The organism is Streptomyces sp. NPDC007164, assembly GCF_040634135.1.
Lineage (GTDB): Bacteria > Actinomycetota > Actinomycetes > Streptomycetales > Streptomycetaceae > Streptomyces > Streptomyces sanglieri.
Genome location: NZ_JBEYFB010000007.1, coordinates 15,958 through 33,159 on the forward strand (window position 1 = coordinate 15,958; position 17,202 = coordinate 33,159).

The 17,202-nt window shown below is 71.2% G+C and carries 21 protein-coding genes; 11 read left to right on the top strand and 10 right to left on the bottom strand.

Annotation, left to right across the window (positions count from 1 at the left end; genetic code table 11):
* Positions 1-52 precede the first annotated feature (52 nt).
* Complete coding sequence (locus ABZ622_RS12665) at positions 53-532, bottom strand: GNAT family N-acetyltransferase (RefSeq protein ID WP_360542335.1); 480 nt, start codon at positions 530-532, stop codon at positions 53-55.
* A 50-nt stretch (positions 533-582) separates the two neighbouring features.
* Here ABZ622_RS12665 and ABZ622_RS12670 point away from each other — a divergent pair, with 50 nt between their 5' ends.
* Entirely contained in the window at positions 583-1,398 is an 816-nt protein-coding gene (locus ABZ622_RS12670; RefSeq protein WP_360542336.1) for an exodeoxyribonuclease III, read from the top strand.
* A 106-nt stretch (positions 1,399-1,504) separates the two neighbouring features.
* Here ABZ622_RS12670 and ABZ622_RS12675 read toward each other — a convergent pair whose 3' ends face one another.
* Positions 1,505-2,158 carry a MerR family transcriptional regulator gene (locus ABZ622_RS12675; protein ID WP_360542618.1) on the bottom strand — a complete coding sequence of 218 codons (654 nt, stop codon included), beginning with the start codon at positions 2,156-2,158 and terminating at the stop codon, positions 1,505-1,507.
* 168 nt (positions 2,159-2,326) lie between these two features.
* Here ABZ622_RS12675 and ABZ622_RS12680 point away from each other — a divergent pair, with 168 nt between their 5' ends.
* From ABZ622_RS12680 to ABZ622_RS12695, 4 genes are all read left to right on the top strand, one after another.
* Positions 2,327-3,862, top strand: coding sequence for an NAD(P)/FAD-dependent oxidoreductase (locus tag ABZ622_RS12680; RefSeq protein ID WP_360542337.1), 1,536 nt, complete (start codon positions 2,327-2,329; stop codon positions 3,860-3,862).
* A complete protein-coding gene (locus tag ABZ622_RS12685) occupies positions 3,859-4,833 on the top strand; it encodes an alpha/beta fold hydrolase (protein ID WP_360542338.1) in 975 nt (324 codons plus the stop codon). Before ABZ622_RS12680 ends, ABZ622_RS12685 begins: the two co-directional genes overlap by 4 nt.
* Entirely contained in the window at positions 4,830-5,723 is an 894-nt protein-coding gene (locus ABZ622_RS12690) for an SDR family oxidoreductase (protein WP_360542339.1), read from the top strand. Before ABZ622_RS12685 ends, ABZ622_RS12690 begins: the two co-directional genes overlap by 4 nt.
* Positions 5,724-5,807: 84 nt before the next feature.
* Positions 5,808-6,074 carry a hypothetical protein gene (locus ABZ622_RS12695; protein ID WP_360542340.1) on the top strand — a complete coding sequence of 89 codons (267 nt, stop codon included), beginning with the start codon at positions 5,808-5,810 and terminating at the stop codon, positions 6,072-6,074.
* Between the two features lie 498 nt (positions 6,075-6,572).
* On the opposite strand, the gene ABZ622_RS12700 is transcribed toward ABZ622_RS12695, so the two are convergent.
* Positions 6,573-7,586 carry a threonine/serine dehydratase gene (locus tag ABZ622_RS12700; protein ID WP_360542341.1) on the bottom strand — a complete coding sequence of 338 codons (1,014 nt, stop codon included), beginning with the start codon at positions 7,584-7,586 and terminating at the stop codon, positions 6,573-6,575.
* Between the two features lie 268 nt (positions 7,587-7,854).
* On the opposite strand from ABZ622_RS12700, the gene ABZ622_RS12705 reads away from it, so the two are divergent.
* On the top strand, positions 7,855-8,295 hold the full coding sequence (locus tag ABZ622_RS12705) for a peptidoglycan-binding domain-containing protein (RefSeq protein ID WP_360542342.1): 441 nt from the start codon (positions 7,855-7,857) through the stop codon (positions 8,293-8,295).
* 89 nt (positions 8,296-8,384) lie between these two features.
* Here the strand turns inward: ABZ622_RS12705 and ABZ622_RS12710 are convergent, their stop codons facing one another.
* Complete coding sequence (locus ABZ622_RS12710; protein ID WP_360542343.1) at positions 8,385-9,191, bottom strand: helix-turn-helix domain-containing protein; 807 nt, start codon at positions 9,189-9,191, stop codon at positions 8,385-8,387.
* The gene (locus ABZ622_RS12715; protein ID WP_360542344.1) at positions 9,188-10,015 is read right to left on the bottom strand and encodes a helix-turn-helix domain-containing protein; all 828 of its coding nucleotides are present in this window, start codon (positions 10,013-10,015) and stop codon (positions 9,188-9,190) included. Before ABZ622_RS12715 ends, ABZ622_RS12710 begins: the two co-directional genes overlap by 4 nt.
* Positions 10,016-10,192: 177 nt before the next feature.
* On the opposite strand from ABZ622_RS12715, the gene ABZ622_RS12720 reads away from it, so the two are divergent.
* Complete coding sequence (locus tag ABZ622_RS12720; protein WP_360542345.1) at positions 10,193-10,528, top strand: DUF4333 domain-containing protein; 336 nt, start codon at positions 10,193-10,195, stop codon at positions 10,526-10,528.
* A 125-nt stretch (positions 10,529-10,653) separates the two neighbouring features.
* Positions 10,654-11,250, top strand: a complete 597-nt coding sequence (locus ABZ622_RS12725) for a hypothetical protein (protein WP_360542346.1) — start codon at positions 10,654-10,656, stop codon at positions 11,248-11,250.
* 46 nt (positions 11,251-11,296) lie between these two features.
* On the opposite strand, the gene ABZ622_RS12730 is transcribed toward ABZ622_RS12725, so the two are convergent.
* The 3 genes from ABZ622_RS12730 to ABZ622_RS12740 are packed head-to-tail and all read right to left on the bottom strand — an operon-like array spanning position 11,297 to position 13,645.
* Positions 11,297-12,553, bottom strand: coding sequence for an NAD(P)/FAD-dependent oxidoreductase (locus tag ABZ622_RS12730; protein ID WP_360542347.1), 1,257 nt, complete (start codon positions 12,551-12,553; stop codon positions 11,297-11,299).
* A gap of 56 nt (positions 12,554-12,609) precedes the next feature.
* On the bottom strand, positions 12,610-12,813 hold the full coding sequence (locus tag ABZ622_RS12735) for a DUF397 domain-containing protein (protein ID WP_266492936.1): 204 nt from the start codon (positions 12,811-12,813) through the stop codon (positions 12,610-12,612).
* The gene (locus ABZ622_RS12740) at positions 12,794-13,645 is read right to left on the bottom strand and encodes a helix-turn-helix transcriptional regulator (protein WP_266492938.1); all 852 of its coding nucleotides are present in this window, start codon (positions 13,643-13,645) and stop codon (positions 12,794-12,796) included. The genes ABZ622_RS12735 and ABZ622_RS12740 overlap by 20 nt, the downstream gene beginning before the upstream one ends.
* A gap of 118 nt (positions 13,646-13,763) precedes the next feature.
* Between ABZ622_RS12740 and ABZ622_RS12745 the strand changes: the two genes are divergently transcribed.
* Positions 13,764-13,985 (top strand): hypothetical protein, encoded by a 222-nt coding sequence (locus ABZ622_RS12745; protein ID WP_360542348.1) that lies wholly within the window; start codon positions 13,764-13,766, stop codon positions 13,983-13,985.
* A complete protein-coding gene (locus tag ABZ622_RS12750; protein WP_360542349.1) occupies positions 13,982-14,458 on the top strand; it encodes an ATP-binding protein in 477 nt (158 codons plus the stop codon). Before ABZ622_RS12745 ends, ABZ622_RS12750 begins: the two co-directional genes overlap by 4 nt.
* On the opposite strand, the gene ABZ622_RS12755 is transcribed toward ABZ622_RS12750, so the two are convergent.
* Together ABZ622_RS12755 and ABZ622_RS12760 are read right to left on the bottom strand one after the other, a co-directional pair.
* Positions 14,395-15,297: an RNA polymerase sigma-70 factor gene (locus ABZ622_RS12755; protein ID WP_360542350.1), complete on the bottom strand. Its 903-nt coding sequence runs from the start codon at positions 15,295-15,297 to the stop codon at positions 14,395-14,397. The genes ABZ622_RS12750 and ABZ622_RS12755 overlap by 64 nt on opposite strands.
* 41 nt (positions 15,298-15,338) lie before the next feature.
* Entirely contained in the window at positions 15,339-16,496 is a 1,158-nt protein-coding gene (locus ABZ622_RS12760) for an FAD-dependent oxidoreductase (RefSeq protein ID WP_360542351.1), read from the bottom strand.
* A gap of 241 nt (positions 16,497-16,737) precedes the next feature.
* On the opposite strand from ABZ622_RS12760, the gene ABZ622_RS12765 reads away from it, so the two are divergent.
* Positions 16,738-17,142, top strand: a complete 405-nt coding sequence (locus ABZ622_RS12765; protein ID WP_360542352.1) for a hypothetical protein — start codon at positions 16,738-16,740, stop codon at positions 17,140-17,142.
* Positions 17,143-17,202: the final 60 nt, after the last annotated feature.

Here is a 17,202-nt window from a genome sequence, read left to right on the forward strand (position 1 = left end):
GCGGCCGACGCCTGACGTCCGGGCCGATGCCTGACGTCCGGGGGTACGGCCGCTACCGCAGCGGTTTCGCGAAGCAGCGGCTGCTCTCGTACATGCGGTAGTGGCCGAACTTCTCGCAGGGGACGTAGCCGCTGGACAGGTACAGCGCGATCGCCTCGGGCTGCCGGTCCCCGGTCTCCAGCACCATGCGGACCCGGCCCGCCGCCCGTGCGTCGTCCTCCAGGGCGGCCAGGACGCGGCGGGCCAGTCCACTGCCCCGGCCCTCGGGTATCACGAACATCCGCTTGAGCTCGGCGTCGCCGTCCGAGTAGCCCTCGTCGTTGTGGTCCTGGGTGCGCCAGCCGCCGGTGGCCACGGGGCGGTCCCGCTCGTCGTAGGCGAGGAGGTACAGACCGTTCGGCGGCTCGAACATCGTGGGGTCGAGTGGTGTGACATCGCCCTCGTCCCCGTACCGCTCGGCGTATTCGAGCTGTACCTGGTCGTTGAGTTTGACGGCGTCGGGGTGGTCGAAAGGCCGAGGGTGGATATTCATGCGGATTATCGTACATGTATGCGTGAGGTGAATGTCGGTATCGTGCCTGGATGCTGACTGTCACCTCCGTCAATGTCAACGGGCTCCGTGCCGCCGCCAAGAAGGGCTTCGTCGAGTGGCTGGCCCTGACCGAAGCCGATGTGATCTGCCTCCAGGAGGTGCGGGCCGAGCCGCAGCAGCTGCCCGAGGAGGTACGTGAGCCGGCCGGCTGGCACACCGTGCACGCACCGGCCGCCGCCAAGGGTCGGGCCGGGGTCTCCCTCTACACGCGGCGTGCGCCGGAGCGCGTGCAGATCGGGTTCGGCGGGTTCGGGGACGCCGGGAGCGAGGAGTTCGACGCGAGCGGGCGGTACGTGGAGATCGACCTGCCGGGCGTCACGGTCGCGAGCCTGTACCTGCCCTCCGGTGAGGTCGGGACCGAGAAGCAGGACGAGAAGGAGCGGTTCATGGCCGCGTTCCTCCCGTATCTGAAGGGCCTGAAGAAGCGGGCCGCGGCCGACGGCCGCGAGGTGGTGGTCTGCGGCGACTGGAACATCGCACACCAGGAGGCGGACCTCAAGAACTGGAAGGGCAACAAGAAGAACTCCGGCTTCCTCCCCGAGGAGCGGGAGTGGCTGACCCGGGTCTTCGACGAGGCCGAGTACGTCGATGTCGTGCGGTCGCTGCACCCCGACGAGGAGGGGCCGTACTCGTGGTGGTCCTACCGGGGGCGGGCCTTCGACAACGACACCGGCTGGCGGATCGACTACCAGGTGGCGACGCCGGGACTGGCCGGGCGCGCGGTGAAGGGCTGGGTCGAGCGGGCCGCGACGCACGGTGAGCGGTGGAGCGACCACGCGCCGGTGACGGTGGTCTTCGAACAGTAGAGCGTGCGAACGGGGAGAGTGCCGGGCGGTCCGGGCCGGGAAGTATCCCGGCGTGCGATCGAGATCGAGAGAGTCCGCCCGGCAGCAGTCTTCGTGTGACCGCCCGTCAGGGGGCGGGATTCCGCGGCGGTTCGTCGGCGCTTTCGCGGCGCAGTCGCCGGTCCAGCGCCATGGACAGCTCGGCGTCCACCACCGCGCGGGCCAGCGGCCGCAGCTGCGGCGGTTCGGTCTCGTCGCCGCCCCGGCCCTCCAGGACGCCCACGAAGAGTTCGGCGAGCGCGTCGGCGTGCTCGCGGACGCGGTGGCCGGCGGCGAGCACGGTCGCGAGCGGCACTCCCTCCCGCACCAGCTGGGACGACACCTCCAGCAGGCGGCGGCTGATGTGGACGATCTCGTCGCCGTCGGTGGCGAGATAGCCCAGTTCGAGGGCGGTGGCCAGGTTCTCCGCGGTGGTCTCGCCCTCGAAGTAGTCCGCGAGCTGCTCGGGGGTGAGGCGCACCGGGGTCTCCTCGGTCGGCTCGCCCAGGCCCAGCACCTCGGCGACATCGCGGCCGCTCTCGAAGGTGCGGGCGAGATCGGCGATGCCGGTGAGGGTGTGGCCGCGTTCCAGCAGGCCGGTGATGGTGCGCAGCCGGGCCAGGTGGTGGTCGTCGTACCAGGCGATGCGCCCCTCGCGGCGGGGCGGCGAGATCAGTCCGCGCTCCCGGTAGAAGCGCACGGTCCGCACCGGGATGCCGGCCTCCTTGGCCAGCTCCTCCATGCGGTATTCGCGGTGCTCGCGTCCTTCAGCCACACCCGCACCCTATGTTGTACCGCCGGTAACTTTCCCTTGCCGTACCCCTACCCATCGGTACGGAGCTGCTCTACTCTCCCAACAATGCCAGTGATTGCTGGCAGAGTCGTGTGACGTACCGCGAGAGGCGGCAGCATGGCCCAGCACGAGCACGTACGAGTGGCGGTGATCGGATCCGGATTCGGGGGCCTCGGGGCCGCGGTCCGGCTGCGCCGCGAAGGCATCACGGACTTCGTCGTCCTGGAGCGGGCCGATTCCGTCGGTGGCACCTGGCGCGACAACAGCTATCCGGGCTGCGCCTGCGACGTACCGTCCCACCTCTACTCGTTCTCGTTCGCGCCCAACCCCGAGTGGCCGCGCACCTTCTCCGGGCAGGAGCACATCCGCGCCTACCTGGAGCATGTCGCGGACACCTTCGGGCTGCGCCCGCACCTCCGGCTCGGCCATGAAGTGACGATCATGCGCTGGGACCGCGAGGAGCTGCACTGGGACATCGAGACGGCGAACGGGGCCAGTTTCACCGCCGATGTCGTGGTCTCCGCGACCGGTCCGCTCTCCGACCCGAAGACACCGGACGTACCCGGTCTCGCCGACTTCCCCGGCAAGGTCTTCCACTCCGCCCGCTGGGACCACGACGCCGATCTGACCGGCAAGCGCGTCGCCGTGATCGGCACCGGCGCCTCCGCCATCCAGATCGTGCCCGCGATCCAGCCGAAGGCCGGCCGGCTGACGCTCTTCCAGCGCACCCCGCCCTGGGTCATGCCGCGCATGGACCGGAAGATCAGCGGCGCCGAGCGCTGGCTGCACCGCGCCGTGCCGGTCACCGGCACGGCCCGCCGCGGACTGCTCTGGGGCATACGGGAGTTGCAGGTCAGCGCCTTCACCAAGCACCCGAACGAACTGGGCCTGGTCGAGAGGATAGCCAAGGCCAACATGGCGCGGGCCATCAAGGATCCCGCGCTGCGGGCCAAGCTGACCCCCTCGTACCGCATCGGCTGCAAGCGCATCCTGCTCTCCAGCGCCTACTATCCGGCGCTCGCGCAGCCCAACGTGGACGTGGTCGCCTCCGGTCTGGCCGAGGTGCGCGGCTCCACGCTGGTCGCCTCCGACGGCACGGAGACCGAGGTCGACGCGATCATCTTCGGCACCGGCTTCCACGTCACCGACATGCCGGTCGCCGAGCGCGTGGTGGGCGCGGACGGCATCACGCTCACCGAGTCCTGGAAGGACGGCATGCAGGCGCTGCGCGGCGCCAGCGCCGCCGGCTTCCCCAACTGGATGACGATCATCGGCCCCAACACCGGGCTCGGGAACTCCTCGATGATCCTGATGATCGAGTCCCAGCTGAACTACATGGCCGACTACCTGCGCCAGCTGAACGTGCTGGGCGGGCGGGTCGCGCTCGACGCGCGGACCTCGGCGGTCGGGTCCTGGAACCGCCGCGTCCAGGAGCGGATGAAGCGCACCGTGTGGAACACCGGCGGCTGCAACAGCTGGTACCTGGACGCCAACGGGCGCAACACCACGGTCTGGCCGGGCACCACCGCCGAGTTCCGCAGGGCGACACGGGCGGTCGACCTCTCGGAGTACGAGGTCGTACGGATACCGAAGCGGCCCGCCGCCGGGAAGGCCGCGGCCGGGAAGGCCGTTGCCGAGGAGGTCGTGGGATGAGCCGGCTGCTGCGGCGCGACGGCGCCCCACCGGTCCCCGCGCGCGAACTCACCGTGCGCTCCGCCGACGGCGCCCGCATCCACGTCGAGGTGTACGGGCGCGACGGCGCCCCCGCCGTGGTCCTCGCGCACGGCTGGACGTGCAGCACCCGCTTCTGGGACGCGCAGATCAGGGGCCTCGCGGCGGACCACCGGGTCGTCGTCTACGACCAGCGGGGCCACGGCGCATCGCCCGCGGCCGACCGCGCGGGATGCAGCACCGACGCCCTCGCCGACGACCTCGAAGCGGTGCTCGCCGCCACCCTGGAACCGGGTGAGAAGGCCGTGCTCGGCGGGCACTCCATGGGCGGCATGACGATCATGGCCGCCGCCCGGCGGGACGGGCTGCGCGAGCACGCGGCCGCCGTACTGCTGTGCAGCACCGGGAGTTCGCGGCTGCCCGCCGAGTCGGTGGTGGTGCCGATGCGGGCCGGGGCGGTGCGGACCCGGGCGACCCGGGCGATCCTCGTGGCGTCGGCCCCGCTGGGACCGGTCACGCCGATTACCCGGCGGGTGCTCAAGTACGCCACGATGGGAGCGGGGTCGGCCCCGGAGCGGGTCGAGACCTGCGCCCGGATCGTGCACGCCTGCCCGAGGAAGGCCAGGGCCGCCTGGGGGCGGGTCCTCGCGGACCTCGATCTCGACGCGGGCGTACGGGAGTTGCGGGTGCCCACGGCGGTGATCGCGGGTACGGCGGACCGGCTCACCCCGATCGGGCACGCACGCGCGATCGCGGCCGCGCTCCCCGACGGCCTGGGGCTCACCGAACTGACGGGCCTGGGCCACATGACGCCGGTGGAGGCGCCGGAAGCGGTCACGGCGAAGCTCCGGGAGCTGGTCGCCGCGTACCTCCCGGCGGGTGCGGGTGCGGACGCGGGTGCGGGTACGGGTGCGGACGGCACGGCCACGGCCGAGAAGGAGGAGGTCGCATGAGCGACAGGCGGAGTCTCGAAGGACAGGTCGTCGTCGTCACGGGCGCGGCGCGCGGCGTGGGTGAGCTGCTGGCCCGCAAGCTCTCGGCGCGCGGCGCGAAGCTCGCCCTGGTCGGCCTGGAGCCGGACGAGCTGAAGAAGGTCTCCGAGCGGCTGCACTCGGACAGCGACCACTGGTTCGCGGACGTCACCGACCACGAGGCGATGGCGCGGGTCGCCCAGGAGGTCAAGGAGCGGTTCGGGAAGGTCGACGTCGTCGTCGCCAACGCCGGGGTCGCCGCGGGCGGGCCCTTCGTCGACTCGGACCCCGAGGCGTGGCGGCGGGTCATCGAGGTCAACCTGATAGGTGGCGCGGTGACCGGGCGGGCGTTCCTGCCGGTGCTGATGGAGAGCCGCGGCTACTTCCTCCAGATCGCCTCGCTCGCGGCGATGACACCGGCACCGATGATGACCGCGTACTGCGCGTCCAAGTCGGGAGTGGAGGCGTTCGCGCACAGCCTGCGGGCCGAGGTCGGCTACCGGGGCGTGAAGGTCGGGGTCGGCTACCTCTCCTGGACCGACACGGACATGGTGCGGGGCGCCGACCAGGACGATGTGATGCGGGAGCTGCGGCAGCGGCTGCCCTGGCCGGCGAACCGCACGTACCCGCTGAGCCCGGCCGTCGACCGGATCGTCGCCGGGATCGAGCGCCGCTCCTCGCACGTGTACGCGCAGTGGTGGCTGCGCGGGATGCAGTCGGTGCGGGGTTACCTGCCCTCGCTGATAGGAGTCGTCGGCCAGCGGGAGGTCCGCAGGTTCGGGTCGCGGCTGGACAGCGTGGGCAAGGGGCTCGTGGGCGCCGGGGGCGCCGCCGACCGGGACGCGAGGGCGGCGGCTACGCAGCGTAAGTGATCGACATGCGGTGGATGCCGGGCCCTGGGACGCTGAACGAGGTCCTCACGGACCGCCCCCAAGCATCCACTAGGAGTGAACAGCATGGGTATCGCAGACCAGTTCAAGGACAAGGCGCAGGAGCTCGCCGACCAGGCGAAGAGGAAGGCCGGCGAGGGCCGCGACGAGGGCCGGGAGCGTACGCGTCCCGAGAGCCGGGAGCGTACGCGCCCCGAGGGCCAGGAGCGGATGCGCACCGAAGGCCGGGAGCGGACGCAGAACGTGTCCGAGCGGGCCTCGAAGACGTCGCAGCAGGGCCGTGACAAGGCCCGGGGCGCTGCGGACGAGCTCCGCGAGCGTCGCGAGCGCTGACGGGCCTCCGCGACACTGCGCGTTGTCCGTGAGGGGCGCGCCCGGATCTCCGGGTGCGCCCCTTTCGCGTGGCGCCGCGGACAGGGGCCCGGCGGGCCCGGTCCCGGTACAGGCACCGGTCCTGGTACCGGCACCGGCCTCGGTCCTGGTCCCGGCCTCAGTCCCGGCCCCGGGCTAGGCACCGGCACCGGCCTCGGTCCCGGCACCGGTCCTGCCGCCGGTCCCGGTCCCGGCCCTGGCACCGATCCCGGTCAGGGCACCGGTCCCGGTCAGGCCCTCGGTCCCGACGCAGATCCCGGCCCCGATCCCGGCCCCGATCCCGGCCCCGATCCCGGTCCCGGCCCCGGTCCCGGCCCCGGCCCCGGCCCCGGCCCCGGCCCTGGCACCGATCCCGGTCAGGGCACCGGTCCTGGTCAGGCCCTCGGTCCCGACCCAGATCCCGACGCAGATCCCGACGCAGATCCCGACCCCGACCCCGGCCCCGACTCCGGCCCGGTCTCAGTCCTGGTTCTCGGCCGGGTGCACCAGGTCGCTCGGGTCGGTGTTCGCCCCGCACAGCACCACGGCGATCCGCTCGCCTCCGCGCGGCCGGTAGCCGCCGCGCGGTGCGGTGAGTGCGGCCAGTGCGGTGGCGGCGGCGTGCTCGACGGCGATGCGGCGGTGGTCCCACAGCGCCTGGCGGGCGCGGACGATTTCGTCGTCCGGCACCAGGACCGAGTGGATGTCGTTCTCGTGTGCGGCGCGCAGGGCCAGGGCGGTGGCCCGTCGGGCGCCGAGGGAGTCGATGGCGACCGAGTCGACGGGGACGTCGACCGGGCCACCGGCCTCCAGGGCGGCGTTCAGCGCCCGGCAGTTCTCCGGCTCGACGGCGACCGTGCGGATGCCGTGGTGCCGGGCGGCGGTGGCGACGCCGGCGAACAGACCGCCGCCACCGACCGAGACCACCACGGTGTCCAGGCCGGGGATCCGGGTGTGGATCTCCTCCAGCAGGGTGCCGGCCCCGGCGGCGATCAGCGGGTGGTCGTAGGCGTGCCCGGCGAGCGCGCCGGACGAGGCGGCGAACTCCTCGCACGCTTCCAGGGCCTCGGCGTACTCCGCGCCGACGACCCGCACGTCCGCCCCGTAGCCGCGCAGCTTGGCGATCTTCACCGCCGGGGCGACGCTCGGCAGGAACACCGTGGCCCGTACGCCCTGCTGCTGGGCGGCCCACGCACAGGCCAGCCCGGCGTTGCCGCCGGAGGCGATGGTCACCCCCGCGTCCGGCAGGGTGCCCGCCTCGCGGTGGGCCTGGATGAAGTTCTGCGCGCCGCGCGCCTTGAAGGAGCCGGTGTGCTGCATGAACTCCAGCGCGTACCAGAGTTCGCAGGGCTCCTCGGACCCCGCGCGGACCGTGTCCGGCGCGACGGGGGCGACGGTGACCGGGCGGATGTGTCCGGCGGTCCGTTCGGTGGCGGCCTTGATGTCGTCGTAGGTGAGGTTGTTGCCGAACAGGTCCGTGTCCCGGTCGCCCATGTCTTCCCACTCCCGCAGTCGTCGAATCGACCAGCTTATGCAGCGGCCGGCTCCGATGCGGTGCGGGCCCTTCCCGACGCCGCCCGCGTCCCACCGTCCCACCGTCCCGCCACACCCTCACCACGGGCGGCGTCTTCGCAGGTCACAGAGTGGAACGTCCCCCGAGCGCGTCACTTCCACGGCGGCCCTGGCAGCCCCTCCTCCCCGCCCCGCAATGTGGTTGCGGAGCCGGCCGACGGGGCCGGTTCGACTTCGGGGAGGGAACAGAATGCGAACCATGACGAGGGCGTTCGTCGGCGTCACCACCGCCATCGCGATCGCCGGTGGGGGAGTGGCGGCCGCAGGCACCAGCTTCGCGGCGACCGGGCAGGCGACGAACGTGGCGGCGAGCGCCACGGCCGTCACCCCGCAGGCGATCGTCAACCTCGGCCTCAACGCCACGCAGGCCAAGAAGCTCCAGCGCGACCTGAAGGCCAACTGGGGCTACAAGGGCGCCATCGACGGGCAGCTCGGCCCGGACAGCTGGAAGGCGATGCAGCGCTTCCTGAAGCAGTGGGGTTACAACGACGGCATCGACGGGATCGTCGGCCCCAACACGGTGAAGGCGATCCAGCGCTGGCTGAAGGCCAACTGGGGTTACAAGGGCGGGATCGACGGCGTCGCCGGGGCGGGGACCAAGGCCGCGCTGAAGCGGTACTGCAACTCCTGAGCCCGTCGTACGCGCCGGAGGGCGGGTCGCGCCCCCTCCGGTGCGTACGGTCCGTTCATCCGGGGGCCGATCGGCTCGTCCGGGCCGGGTCAGCCGGTGAAGCACTCGGGGCGGCTGCCCGGTACCTCCAGGCAGATCCTGGCACCCGCCCCGCTGTCACCGGCGGCCATCGGGGTCGCCAGATACTGCCCGGCGTCGCGGCCCCCTTCGGCCGTGACCTGCTGGGTGTGCCCGGTCGGCAGTGACAGTTCGACCCGGTCGCCCGGCAGCAGCCCGGTGGTCCGCACCCATACGGTGTGGCAGAGCCGGGCATGGCGCAGTTCCAGGCGCCGCCCGCCGGACGCGGTGTGGGTGGCGAGAGTGGTGATCATCCCGGCCCCGCCGCAGCCCATCGCCACGGGGCTCCGGCCCTCGCAACTGACGGCCTGGCACCCCGGGTTGCGCACGAGCGGTTCCGTGGTGGCGCGGGACCGCCCGTCGGGCCTTCCGCCCAGGAACGCGACCACGGCCAGGCAGGCCGCCGCCACCCCGGCCACGGCCCCGGCGACCGCCCACCACCGCACGCCCGCGCGGGAAGCGGGGGCGGGCCGCTCGGTGGCGGGCCGGTCAGCCTCCTCCGGTACGGGCACGGGTACGAGTACGGGCCGGGCCCGGCCGCTCCACTCGGCGTCCGCCAGTTCCCAGAGCGCCAGCAGCCGTCCGGGCGGCGTCCCGGTGAGCGCGCACAGCGCCTCGACCGCCTGGCGCGGTGCGGGCTTCTTGCCGTTGAGATAGCGCTCCCACGACGATTTGCTGTACGGGGTACGGGCCGCCAGGGCGGCCAGGCTCAGCCCGGCCCCATCCTTGATCTCCCGTAGTCGCTCCGCCAGTTGGCCGCTCGCGCCGGAGGCCGTCACCTGCGCAGCTCCCGCCAGGTGTCCGGGCCGATGATGCCGTCCACGACCAGGTGGCGGGCGCCCTGGAACCTCTTCGCGGCGCCCTTGGTGCGCTCGTCGTACAGTCCGTCGAAGACGCCGGGGCTGAAGCCCTTCTCGCGCAGCAGGCACTGGGCCTCCACCACGTCGAACCCGGTGCCGTTGATGTCGAGCAGCATCTCGTTGGTGTCGCTGTGCCCCGCCCGCAGCTCGCCGCCCTTGCGCCGTACGTCGCAGGCGTAGGTCTGCCCGCGCAGATACCCGGTCCCGGCCGCCACGGCATCGCCCTTCTTCGCCGGGGCGCCGTCGTCCCACGCCCCCGCGACCAGCAGCCCGCCCCCGAAGGAAACGGCGACGGCCAGCGCCACCGCCCCGAGCATCCACTTCAGGGGCACGGTGCGCCCCGCCCGCCGCGCCGCCTGCGACTGCGCCGGTTCCCGCTCCGGTTCCCGCTCCTGCTCCTGCCCGTCCCGGGCCTGGTCCTGCTCCCCGCCCCGGTCCTGCTCCCGCGTCGGCTGGTCAGGCCGTCCGGCAGCCTCCTTGGTACGGGCCCGTTCGGCGACCTCGTACAGCACGACGAGCCGCGTCGGCTCCGTACCGCAGACCTGCGCCAGTTCCTCGACCGCCTTGCGCGGTACGGGCTTCTTGCCGTTCAGATACCGTTCCCATGAGGAACGGCTATAGCTGGTCCGGCTCGCGAGCGCGGCCAGGCTCAGGCCGCTGTGGTCCTTCAACCTGCGTAACTGGACGCGAAGTTGACGTTCGCTGCTGGGCAGCTCCGCCGGTAACTCTTTCCATCGCGGCATGCGGATTCCCCCGGTTGTTCCGGCCGTTGCCACAAATAGTGGGGTATCCAGGCGCCACAGGCGAGGAGTTGACGGCCTCGGGGCTGTCGCCGTGCCGGGGGACGGCCGAGGGGTCCGCGCGGAACCTGATGTGCGGAGCACTTGTCTCTGCGGCCCTGGAACCGGTAGGAACCATGCGTGACTGATCAAGGGAAGTTCGCACGCGCTGTCATAGCCCTCTCGTCCGTCGTCGTCGCCGGGTGCGCCCTCACCGTGACGATCAAGGTGATGAACACCGATACCGAAGCGCTGTACCCGCCGCGGCTGCTGGACCAGGAAGCGGTGGAACTGCAGGCCGCCCGGACCGCGCGAGGGCCGAAGAACCCGTCCAGGGACGGGGTGGAGTGCCCGACGGCCATGGAGGCCAAGGAGGGCAACAAGTTCGACTGCAAGGTCCTGGTCGGTTACAACGACAAGACCGTCACGGTCGAGGTCGTCGACGACCAGGGCTCACTCAGTATGGAAGCGTCCTGAACCCGTCCCGCCGGGCGTGGCCCGGACCCCGCCCAGGCCCTCGCGGTTCGGTAGCCGACCGCCCGCATCGGCGCCAACTCGGGTCTGCGCGAACGGAGTTGATGTACGGCCGTAAGCTGGCCGGCATGTCGCCGAAGAGCTTCTACGACCTGGCCTTCGGGGTGTCCCCAGGAGCGGCCCGCAAGGACGTTCACTACATCAGGGGCAGCCTCGACGAGATCAAGGACGATCTGGCAGCCGAGCTGTCCGAGAGCACCGACGTGTACCTGCTGTGCTGGTACGGCTCTGCGGAACTGGCGCTGCATGTGTACCAGCAGGGCGAACGGGTGCACTCGATCGATCTCCGTCCGCTTGTCACGGTCACGGTCGACGGCTATCCGGCCATCACTTTCCTCGACTCCGGCAAGCCGACCGGCTACGACGTCGGCACGGATGACCCGGGCAAAGTGCGGCAGGCGCTCGAAGAAGGAATGTTCTCAGGGGAACTCGACGGCGCGATCAAGGTCTCTGTCGACTGGAACTCCATCGAAGTACCAGGACTGACCGGCGAAGTCGCAACGGACGACGACTACGTGAGGCTCGCTGAAGATCCCGATGGCGTCCCTTTCGAGGACGACGGCTGGGAAGACTGCGAGGATGACGAACTCGACGAGGACGAGCTGGAGGACGAGCTGATCGATCGGGGCTTTATCCCGTACGGGTTCACCGACTTCGAGGCCTGATACCACCTGCACGGAAGCCTTGATGGTTCCGGCGTGACCCGACGGGTCAGGAATTCGCTCCGCGATGCCTGACGTTGACGACCAAAGCCTTCGCCAGTGCCGTGGGCTTCAGGAAACCCAGCGGACCGATCAGGCGGGCCGCGAACATGTACATGTGCCGCGCCATCGATGTGTCGCGCGCCGCCGCCGCGAACATCAGCCGCTCCATGGCCTTGAACGGACGGGACTTGGCGTAGTCGACGGCCAGTTGCTGGTGACCGGTCAGCCGGCGCCGGTGCGTGCGCGCGTACGCCGTGAGGGATGCGTCGAGGTCTTCCCGCAGCCCGGTCGCGACCGGGGCGACCGCCTCGGTCAGCCATTGCGCGGTCTGTAGGGCCCACCCGCATCCCACGCCCCACAGCGGGTCGCTGGTGAGGGCGGCGTCGCCGATGAGCGCGACGCCGGGTGCGGTCGGCCTGCGGGTGTGGAGCGGGTAGTCGACCGTGCCGATGAACTTCGATACGCGCTCGGCGGAGTCGATGGGCGGCGCCTCGGGCAGGGCGCGGACGAATTCCAGGAAGCTGCCCTCCAGGTCCTCCTTGAAGGCAGGCAGCCGCTTCTTGTCCGGGAGCACCGCGAGGACCGTCACTCCGTCGTCATTGGGGAACGCGTATGCCATGTCGGGTTCGAGGAACCAGGCCTGGCCGATCCCGCCGGGCAGCGGAAGTTCGCGGAAGTGCGCGAGATAGCCGAACCGCCCGTTCTCGTAACTCTTGGTGGGCACCTCGGCGAACTTCGCCACGGCGGAGTCCTTGCCATCGGCGCCGACCACCAGCCGGGCCCGGATCTCGCACTCGCCCTGCGGCGTCGACGCCCGCACGCCCACGGTTCGCCCGGCTTCCCGGACCAGCCCGGTCACGCGGTGGCCGAGCAGCAGATCGACGCCGGGCGTCTCCACCGCACGGGACCTGATCAACGGGTCGAGGGTGCTGCGCCGCACGTTGTACCCGTGCGGCAGCTCGGGGCCCTCCGACGGGCCATTCGGCTCGATCCATCCCCAACGGGTGTGCCAGCGAGCGTCGTTGCGGACCGCCCCCGCCTCTTCGAGGGCGGGGACGAGGCCGAGTGCGTCCAGCACCGGGTACGCGTTGGCGGTGATGGAGTGGGTGCAGAGCACCTTGTACGCCTCGGGGTCCGAGCGGCGTTCCAGCAGTGCGACGCGGACGCCGCGCCGAGCGAGCAGGATCGCGGCGGCGCTGCCGGCGAGGCCGGATCCGCTGATGACGACGTCGTAGTCCTGTCCCGGACTCCCAGGCTTTGTCATGCGCCGATCATGCCTTGATTCCGGCTCGTTCCCCAGCCTCTGGGCCAGGGGACGCGTCAAACGGCCTTGACGGCCTCGACGAACGGCGTCCATGCGGACGCGGGGATGACGAGTACGGGTCCTTCGGGGCGCTTGGAGTCGCGGACAGGGACGAGGCCTTGGTGGCCGTCCGCGACTTCCAGGCACTCGCCTCCACTGCCGTTGCTGTAGCTGCTCTTGCGCCACGTAGCCAGGTGGAGATCAAGACCGATGCTGGCCATTCCGGTACTCCTCAGCCGCCTTCTCGATCAGGTGGAGGGACGCCTCCGGCGGCAAGGCGGCGGCCCTGAGCCGATCGTATGCCTTGCGGTACTGCATCACGAGGGACGGATCGTCGATGGTCTGGCCGTGGTACGGGCCTTCGGTGTAGAGCAGAGGCGGCTCGTCGTCGAAGTCCATCAGGAAGAGCGGTAGCTCGGTGAAGGGTCGGGTCGGGCCATTCCACGGCAGGATCTGCGTAACGATGCGGCTGCGCCGCACCAGGGCGGCGATGTGCTCCAGTTGGTCGGCCATCTCCTCGGGCGAAACGATGGGGTGGCGCACCAGAGCCTCATGCAGGACGGCCCAGTACTCGGGCTTCTTGGGGTTGTCGAAGAGCCGGGCCCGTTGCATCCGGGCTTCGATCTTGGCTTCGACGTCCTCCGGCGTGTCCAGCGGGTGTGTGGAGCGGATGACGGCGTGTGCGTACGGCCTGGTCTGGAGCAGTCCTGGAAACAGGGTGTTGGACCAGTGGTTGATGGTGCGGGCCCGCGTCTCCGCTTCCACTACCGGGGCGAAGGACGGGGCGTGCGCACCGCGCTTGGCCTTCCGTACGTCCCCGCACCGCCGACCGAAGAACCCGTCCGTGCTCAGCACCCGGTCCACGTGCTGGGCCAGATCCTCGGGCATCCGGCGGTGGCCGTGCTCGATCTCGCTCAGGTACGTGATGCCGTAGAAGCTGCCGTCCACCAGCTTCTCCAGCGTCAGGCCCGCTTCCTCCCGCTTGAAGCGGAGTTCCTTGCCGTAGAACTGCGGGACGCCCGCCGAGCCGTCGATCTCCTTGCGTGTGGCCACTGTTGACCGCCTTTCGCGCTGTGCGTTGTGGACCGGGAAGTCCTTCCACGGTAGAGGCCGATGCGGCAGCGTGTGAGGCGTTCGTCACAGTCAGCAACGAAAGGTGGACTTCCCCCCCATGGACGACACGTACGACTTCACCGGCCACGACATCGGCCCGGACATCGACGAGCTCCGAGCCGCGCTCGCCGCGCACGGCATCACCCTGCCGACGCTCGGTGTCGATCCGCTGACCTTCGCCGCGAGGTCGACCCGGCCGCCGCTGGTCTCGCTCGGGAACTGCAATGTGGCGACCGCGCGCCGGATGGCCGAGGTGTTGCGTTCGGCGGCCGACGGATGAGCCCGTTGCCGATCGCGGTGGACCTGCTCGCCGTGCCGAAGGCCGTACCGGAAGTGCGGCGCACCCTGCGGGAGCGGTGCGGGGGTGTGGACTCGCCCGATCTGCTGCTCTGCGTCAGCGAGTTGCTGACCAATGTGATCGTGCACCTCGGGGAGGGGACGCCGGTCACGCTCCGGGTCAGCGGTACGGGGACCGGCCGGGTCCGGGTCGAGCTGAGCGACCCCGAGCCGTGCGCCTGGCCGGCGCTGCGCAACGCGGCCGGTGGTGACGAGTCGGGGCGGGGACTGGCGCTCGTGGACGCGTTGGCGCTGCGGTGGGGGATCGAGCAGGGGCCGTACGGGAAGACGGTCTGGTGCGAGTTGCGGGCCCCCGGCCCGCTCCTCGACGAGGGGCGGGCCGGTGAAGGAGGTCAGCGCAGGGTGAGCGGGGTCTCGGAGTCGACGCGGGTCAGCTTCTCCGGGTTGCGGACGTAGTAGAGGCCGGTGATGTGGGCGTCCTCGATCCGGAACGCCACGACGCCGTCGATCACGCCGTCCAGGCGCAGCAGGAACGCCGGGTTGCCGTTGGCCAGGGTGGGGCTGATGGTGATCGTGGCGGTGCTCTTGCCGGCGCCGCCGACGAGGTAACGGGCCACCTTGTCGGCGCCGATGATCGGCCGCCGCGCCGCCTGCTTGATGCCGCCGCCGTCGCCGAGGAGGACCACGTCGGGGGCGAGCACGTCGAGGAGGCCCTGGAGGTCCCCGGTCTCCAGGGCGCGCCGGAACGAATCCACCGCCGCCCGGGACACGCTCGCCGAGACCGCCGCGCGCGGGCGGCGGGCGTCGACGTGCTTGCGGGCGCGGTGCGCGATCTGGCGGACGGCCGCGGGGGTCTTCTCGACGGCGGCGGCGATCTCGTCGTAATCGAGGGCGAAGACCTCGCGCAGGACGAAGACGGCGCGTTCCGTCGGGGACAGGGTTTCCAGGACGAGCATCAGGGCCATCGACACGCTCTCGGCGAGTTCGACGTCCTCGGCCACGTCCGGCGCGGTGAGCACCGGTTCGGGAAGCCAGGGGCCGACGTACGCCTCCTTGCGGCGCGACAGCGTGCGCAGCCGGTTGAGGGACTGCCGGGTGGTGATCCGGACCAGGTAGGCGCGCTGGTCCTGCACCTTTTCCAGGTCGACCTCGACCCATCGCAGCCAGGTCTCCTGGAGGACGTCCTCCGCGTCGGCCGCCGAGCCGAGCATTTCGTAGGCGACGGTGAAGAGCAGGTTGCGATGGGCGACGAAGGCCCCGGTCGCCGGGTCGGTGGTGGCGTGGTCGTCGTTCACTTCTTGCCTCTCCTCGGCGATCAGCGCTCGGCTCGCGGGGCTCAGACCGTTTGTCCGGCGGTGGCCGGTGCCTTGTCGCGTTCGGCGCGCGGGCCGCTCTTGCGGGCCTCGTTCACCAGCTGCTTGACGGTGGCCCTACAGACGATCTCCTTGAGCTTCGCACCCGGGCGGCCACCCAGGAGCAGCGGGATCGCGTGGTCGTTCACGGAGGCGAACTGGAAGATCCCGGTGCGGCGGCCCAGGCTCATGCACTGGCCGGCGAACCGCACCTTCAGGGGCGCGGGTTGCTCGCCCGCGATCCGGCTGAGCACCGTGCGGGCGGCGCGCGAGCCCAGCTGGCCCGCGGCCTGACAGCTCATCCGGAACGGCGCGTCCACCGGTGCCGCCGCGTCCCCGGCCGCGACGATGCGCGGGTCGTCCACGCTGGTCAGGGTCTCGTCGGTGCGCAGGCGGCCCTCGGCGTCGGTGGTCAGCCCGCTGCGGGCGGCCAGGTCCGGCACGCTGAATCCGGCGGCCCAGACGGTGACCCGGCTGGGGAGTTCGCGGCCGTCGTCGAGCCGTACGGCGTCGCCGGTCACGGCGGCCACCCGCGCGCCGGGGCCCTCGATCACGGTCACACCGAGTTCGGCGAGGGTCCGGGCGACCGCGCGGCGGCCCCGGGGGTGCAGATACGGGCCGAGCTCCTCGCCGCAGACCAGCGTCACGGCCCGGCCCTCCTCCGCCAGTTCGGCGGCGGTCTCGATGCCGGTCGGGCCGGAGCCGACCACGGTCACCGGGGCCGTCGCGGGGGCGGCGTCGACGAGCGGCCGCAGCCGCCGCGCCTCTTCCAGGGTGGCGATCGGGTGGGCGAACTCCGCCGCGCCGGGCACGTCCGGTGCGGCGCTGCCGCTGCCCACCGCGTAGATCAGGTAGTCGTAGCCGACCGTGGAGCCGCCCGTCAGCTCCACGCCGCGCCCGGCCGCGTCGATCGTCGCCACGCTGTCGACCACCAGCCGGATGTTCCCGGCCAGGACCTCCGCGTAGTCGACGACGGCGTCATTGCTTCCGCCGACCAGCTGGTGGAGGCGGATGCGCTCGACGAAGTCGGGGCGCGGGTTGATCAGTGTCACGGTCAGGCCGGCTTCCTGGGCCAGCCGGTTGGCCGCGGTGACGCCCGCGTAACCTCCGCCGATCACGACCACGCCGGTGTTCTTGTTCATGGTGTGTCTCCGTCCGCTCCGTTGCCTGCTTTCGGCATCAAGACACCGGACGGAGAGGAGCTGTGACAGGGCGTGAGCCAGATCACCTGGGCCGCCCCCGTAACGCCTGGTTGACCGGCGTCAGGCGTCCGGGTGATGTGCCCCTTCGCGCACGGTGAATCACCGTGTGTGTCTGTTTGACTTCGGAAGGTTGCGAAGGCTTGCCTACGAGCCTTTGGACCTTTCCTCAAGGAGAACTTGCATGTTCAAGAGCAGGAGTGCCCGCTCTCTCGTTCTCGGTGCTGTGGGTGTGTCCGTCCTGGCGGTCACCGCCGGGGTGGCCGTTGCCGTGGCCGACAACGTCAAGGCCCCGTACGCGCAGGCCGGCGCGACGGTCGAGGGCAACGGCACGGTGAGGCTCGCCAAGGGGGTCGCGGACGTCAAGCGTCTGGGCGCCGGCGAATACTGCGTGACGTTCAGCGACCCCGACTTCGCCCCGAACAAGGTCCTTCCCAGCGTCACGTCGCTCAGTCGCGGCAAGGTCGTGGCCTATTCGTGGGGGTCTGCCGGTACCAGCTGTGACATGACCAAGCGGCAGGCCAAGGTCTGGGCCACAGACACCAATGGCAACGTTTCTGACGCCTGGTTCTCCATCGTCATCCACTGATCAGCGATCGCTGATCGCTGACCTCCGACGCCCGCCGGCCCGCTTCTGGCCGGCGGGCGT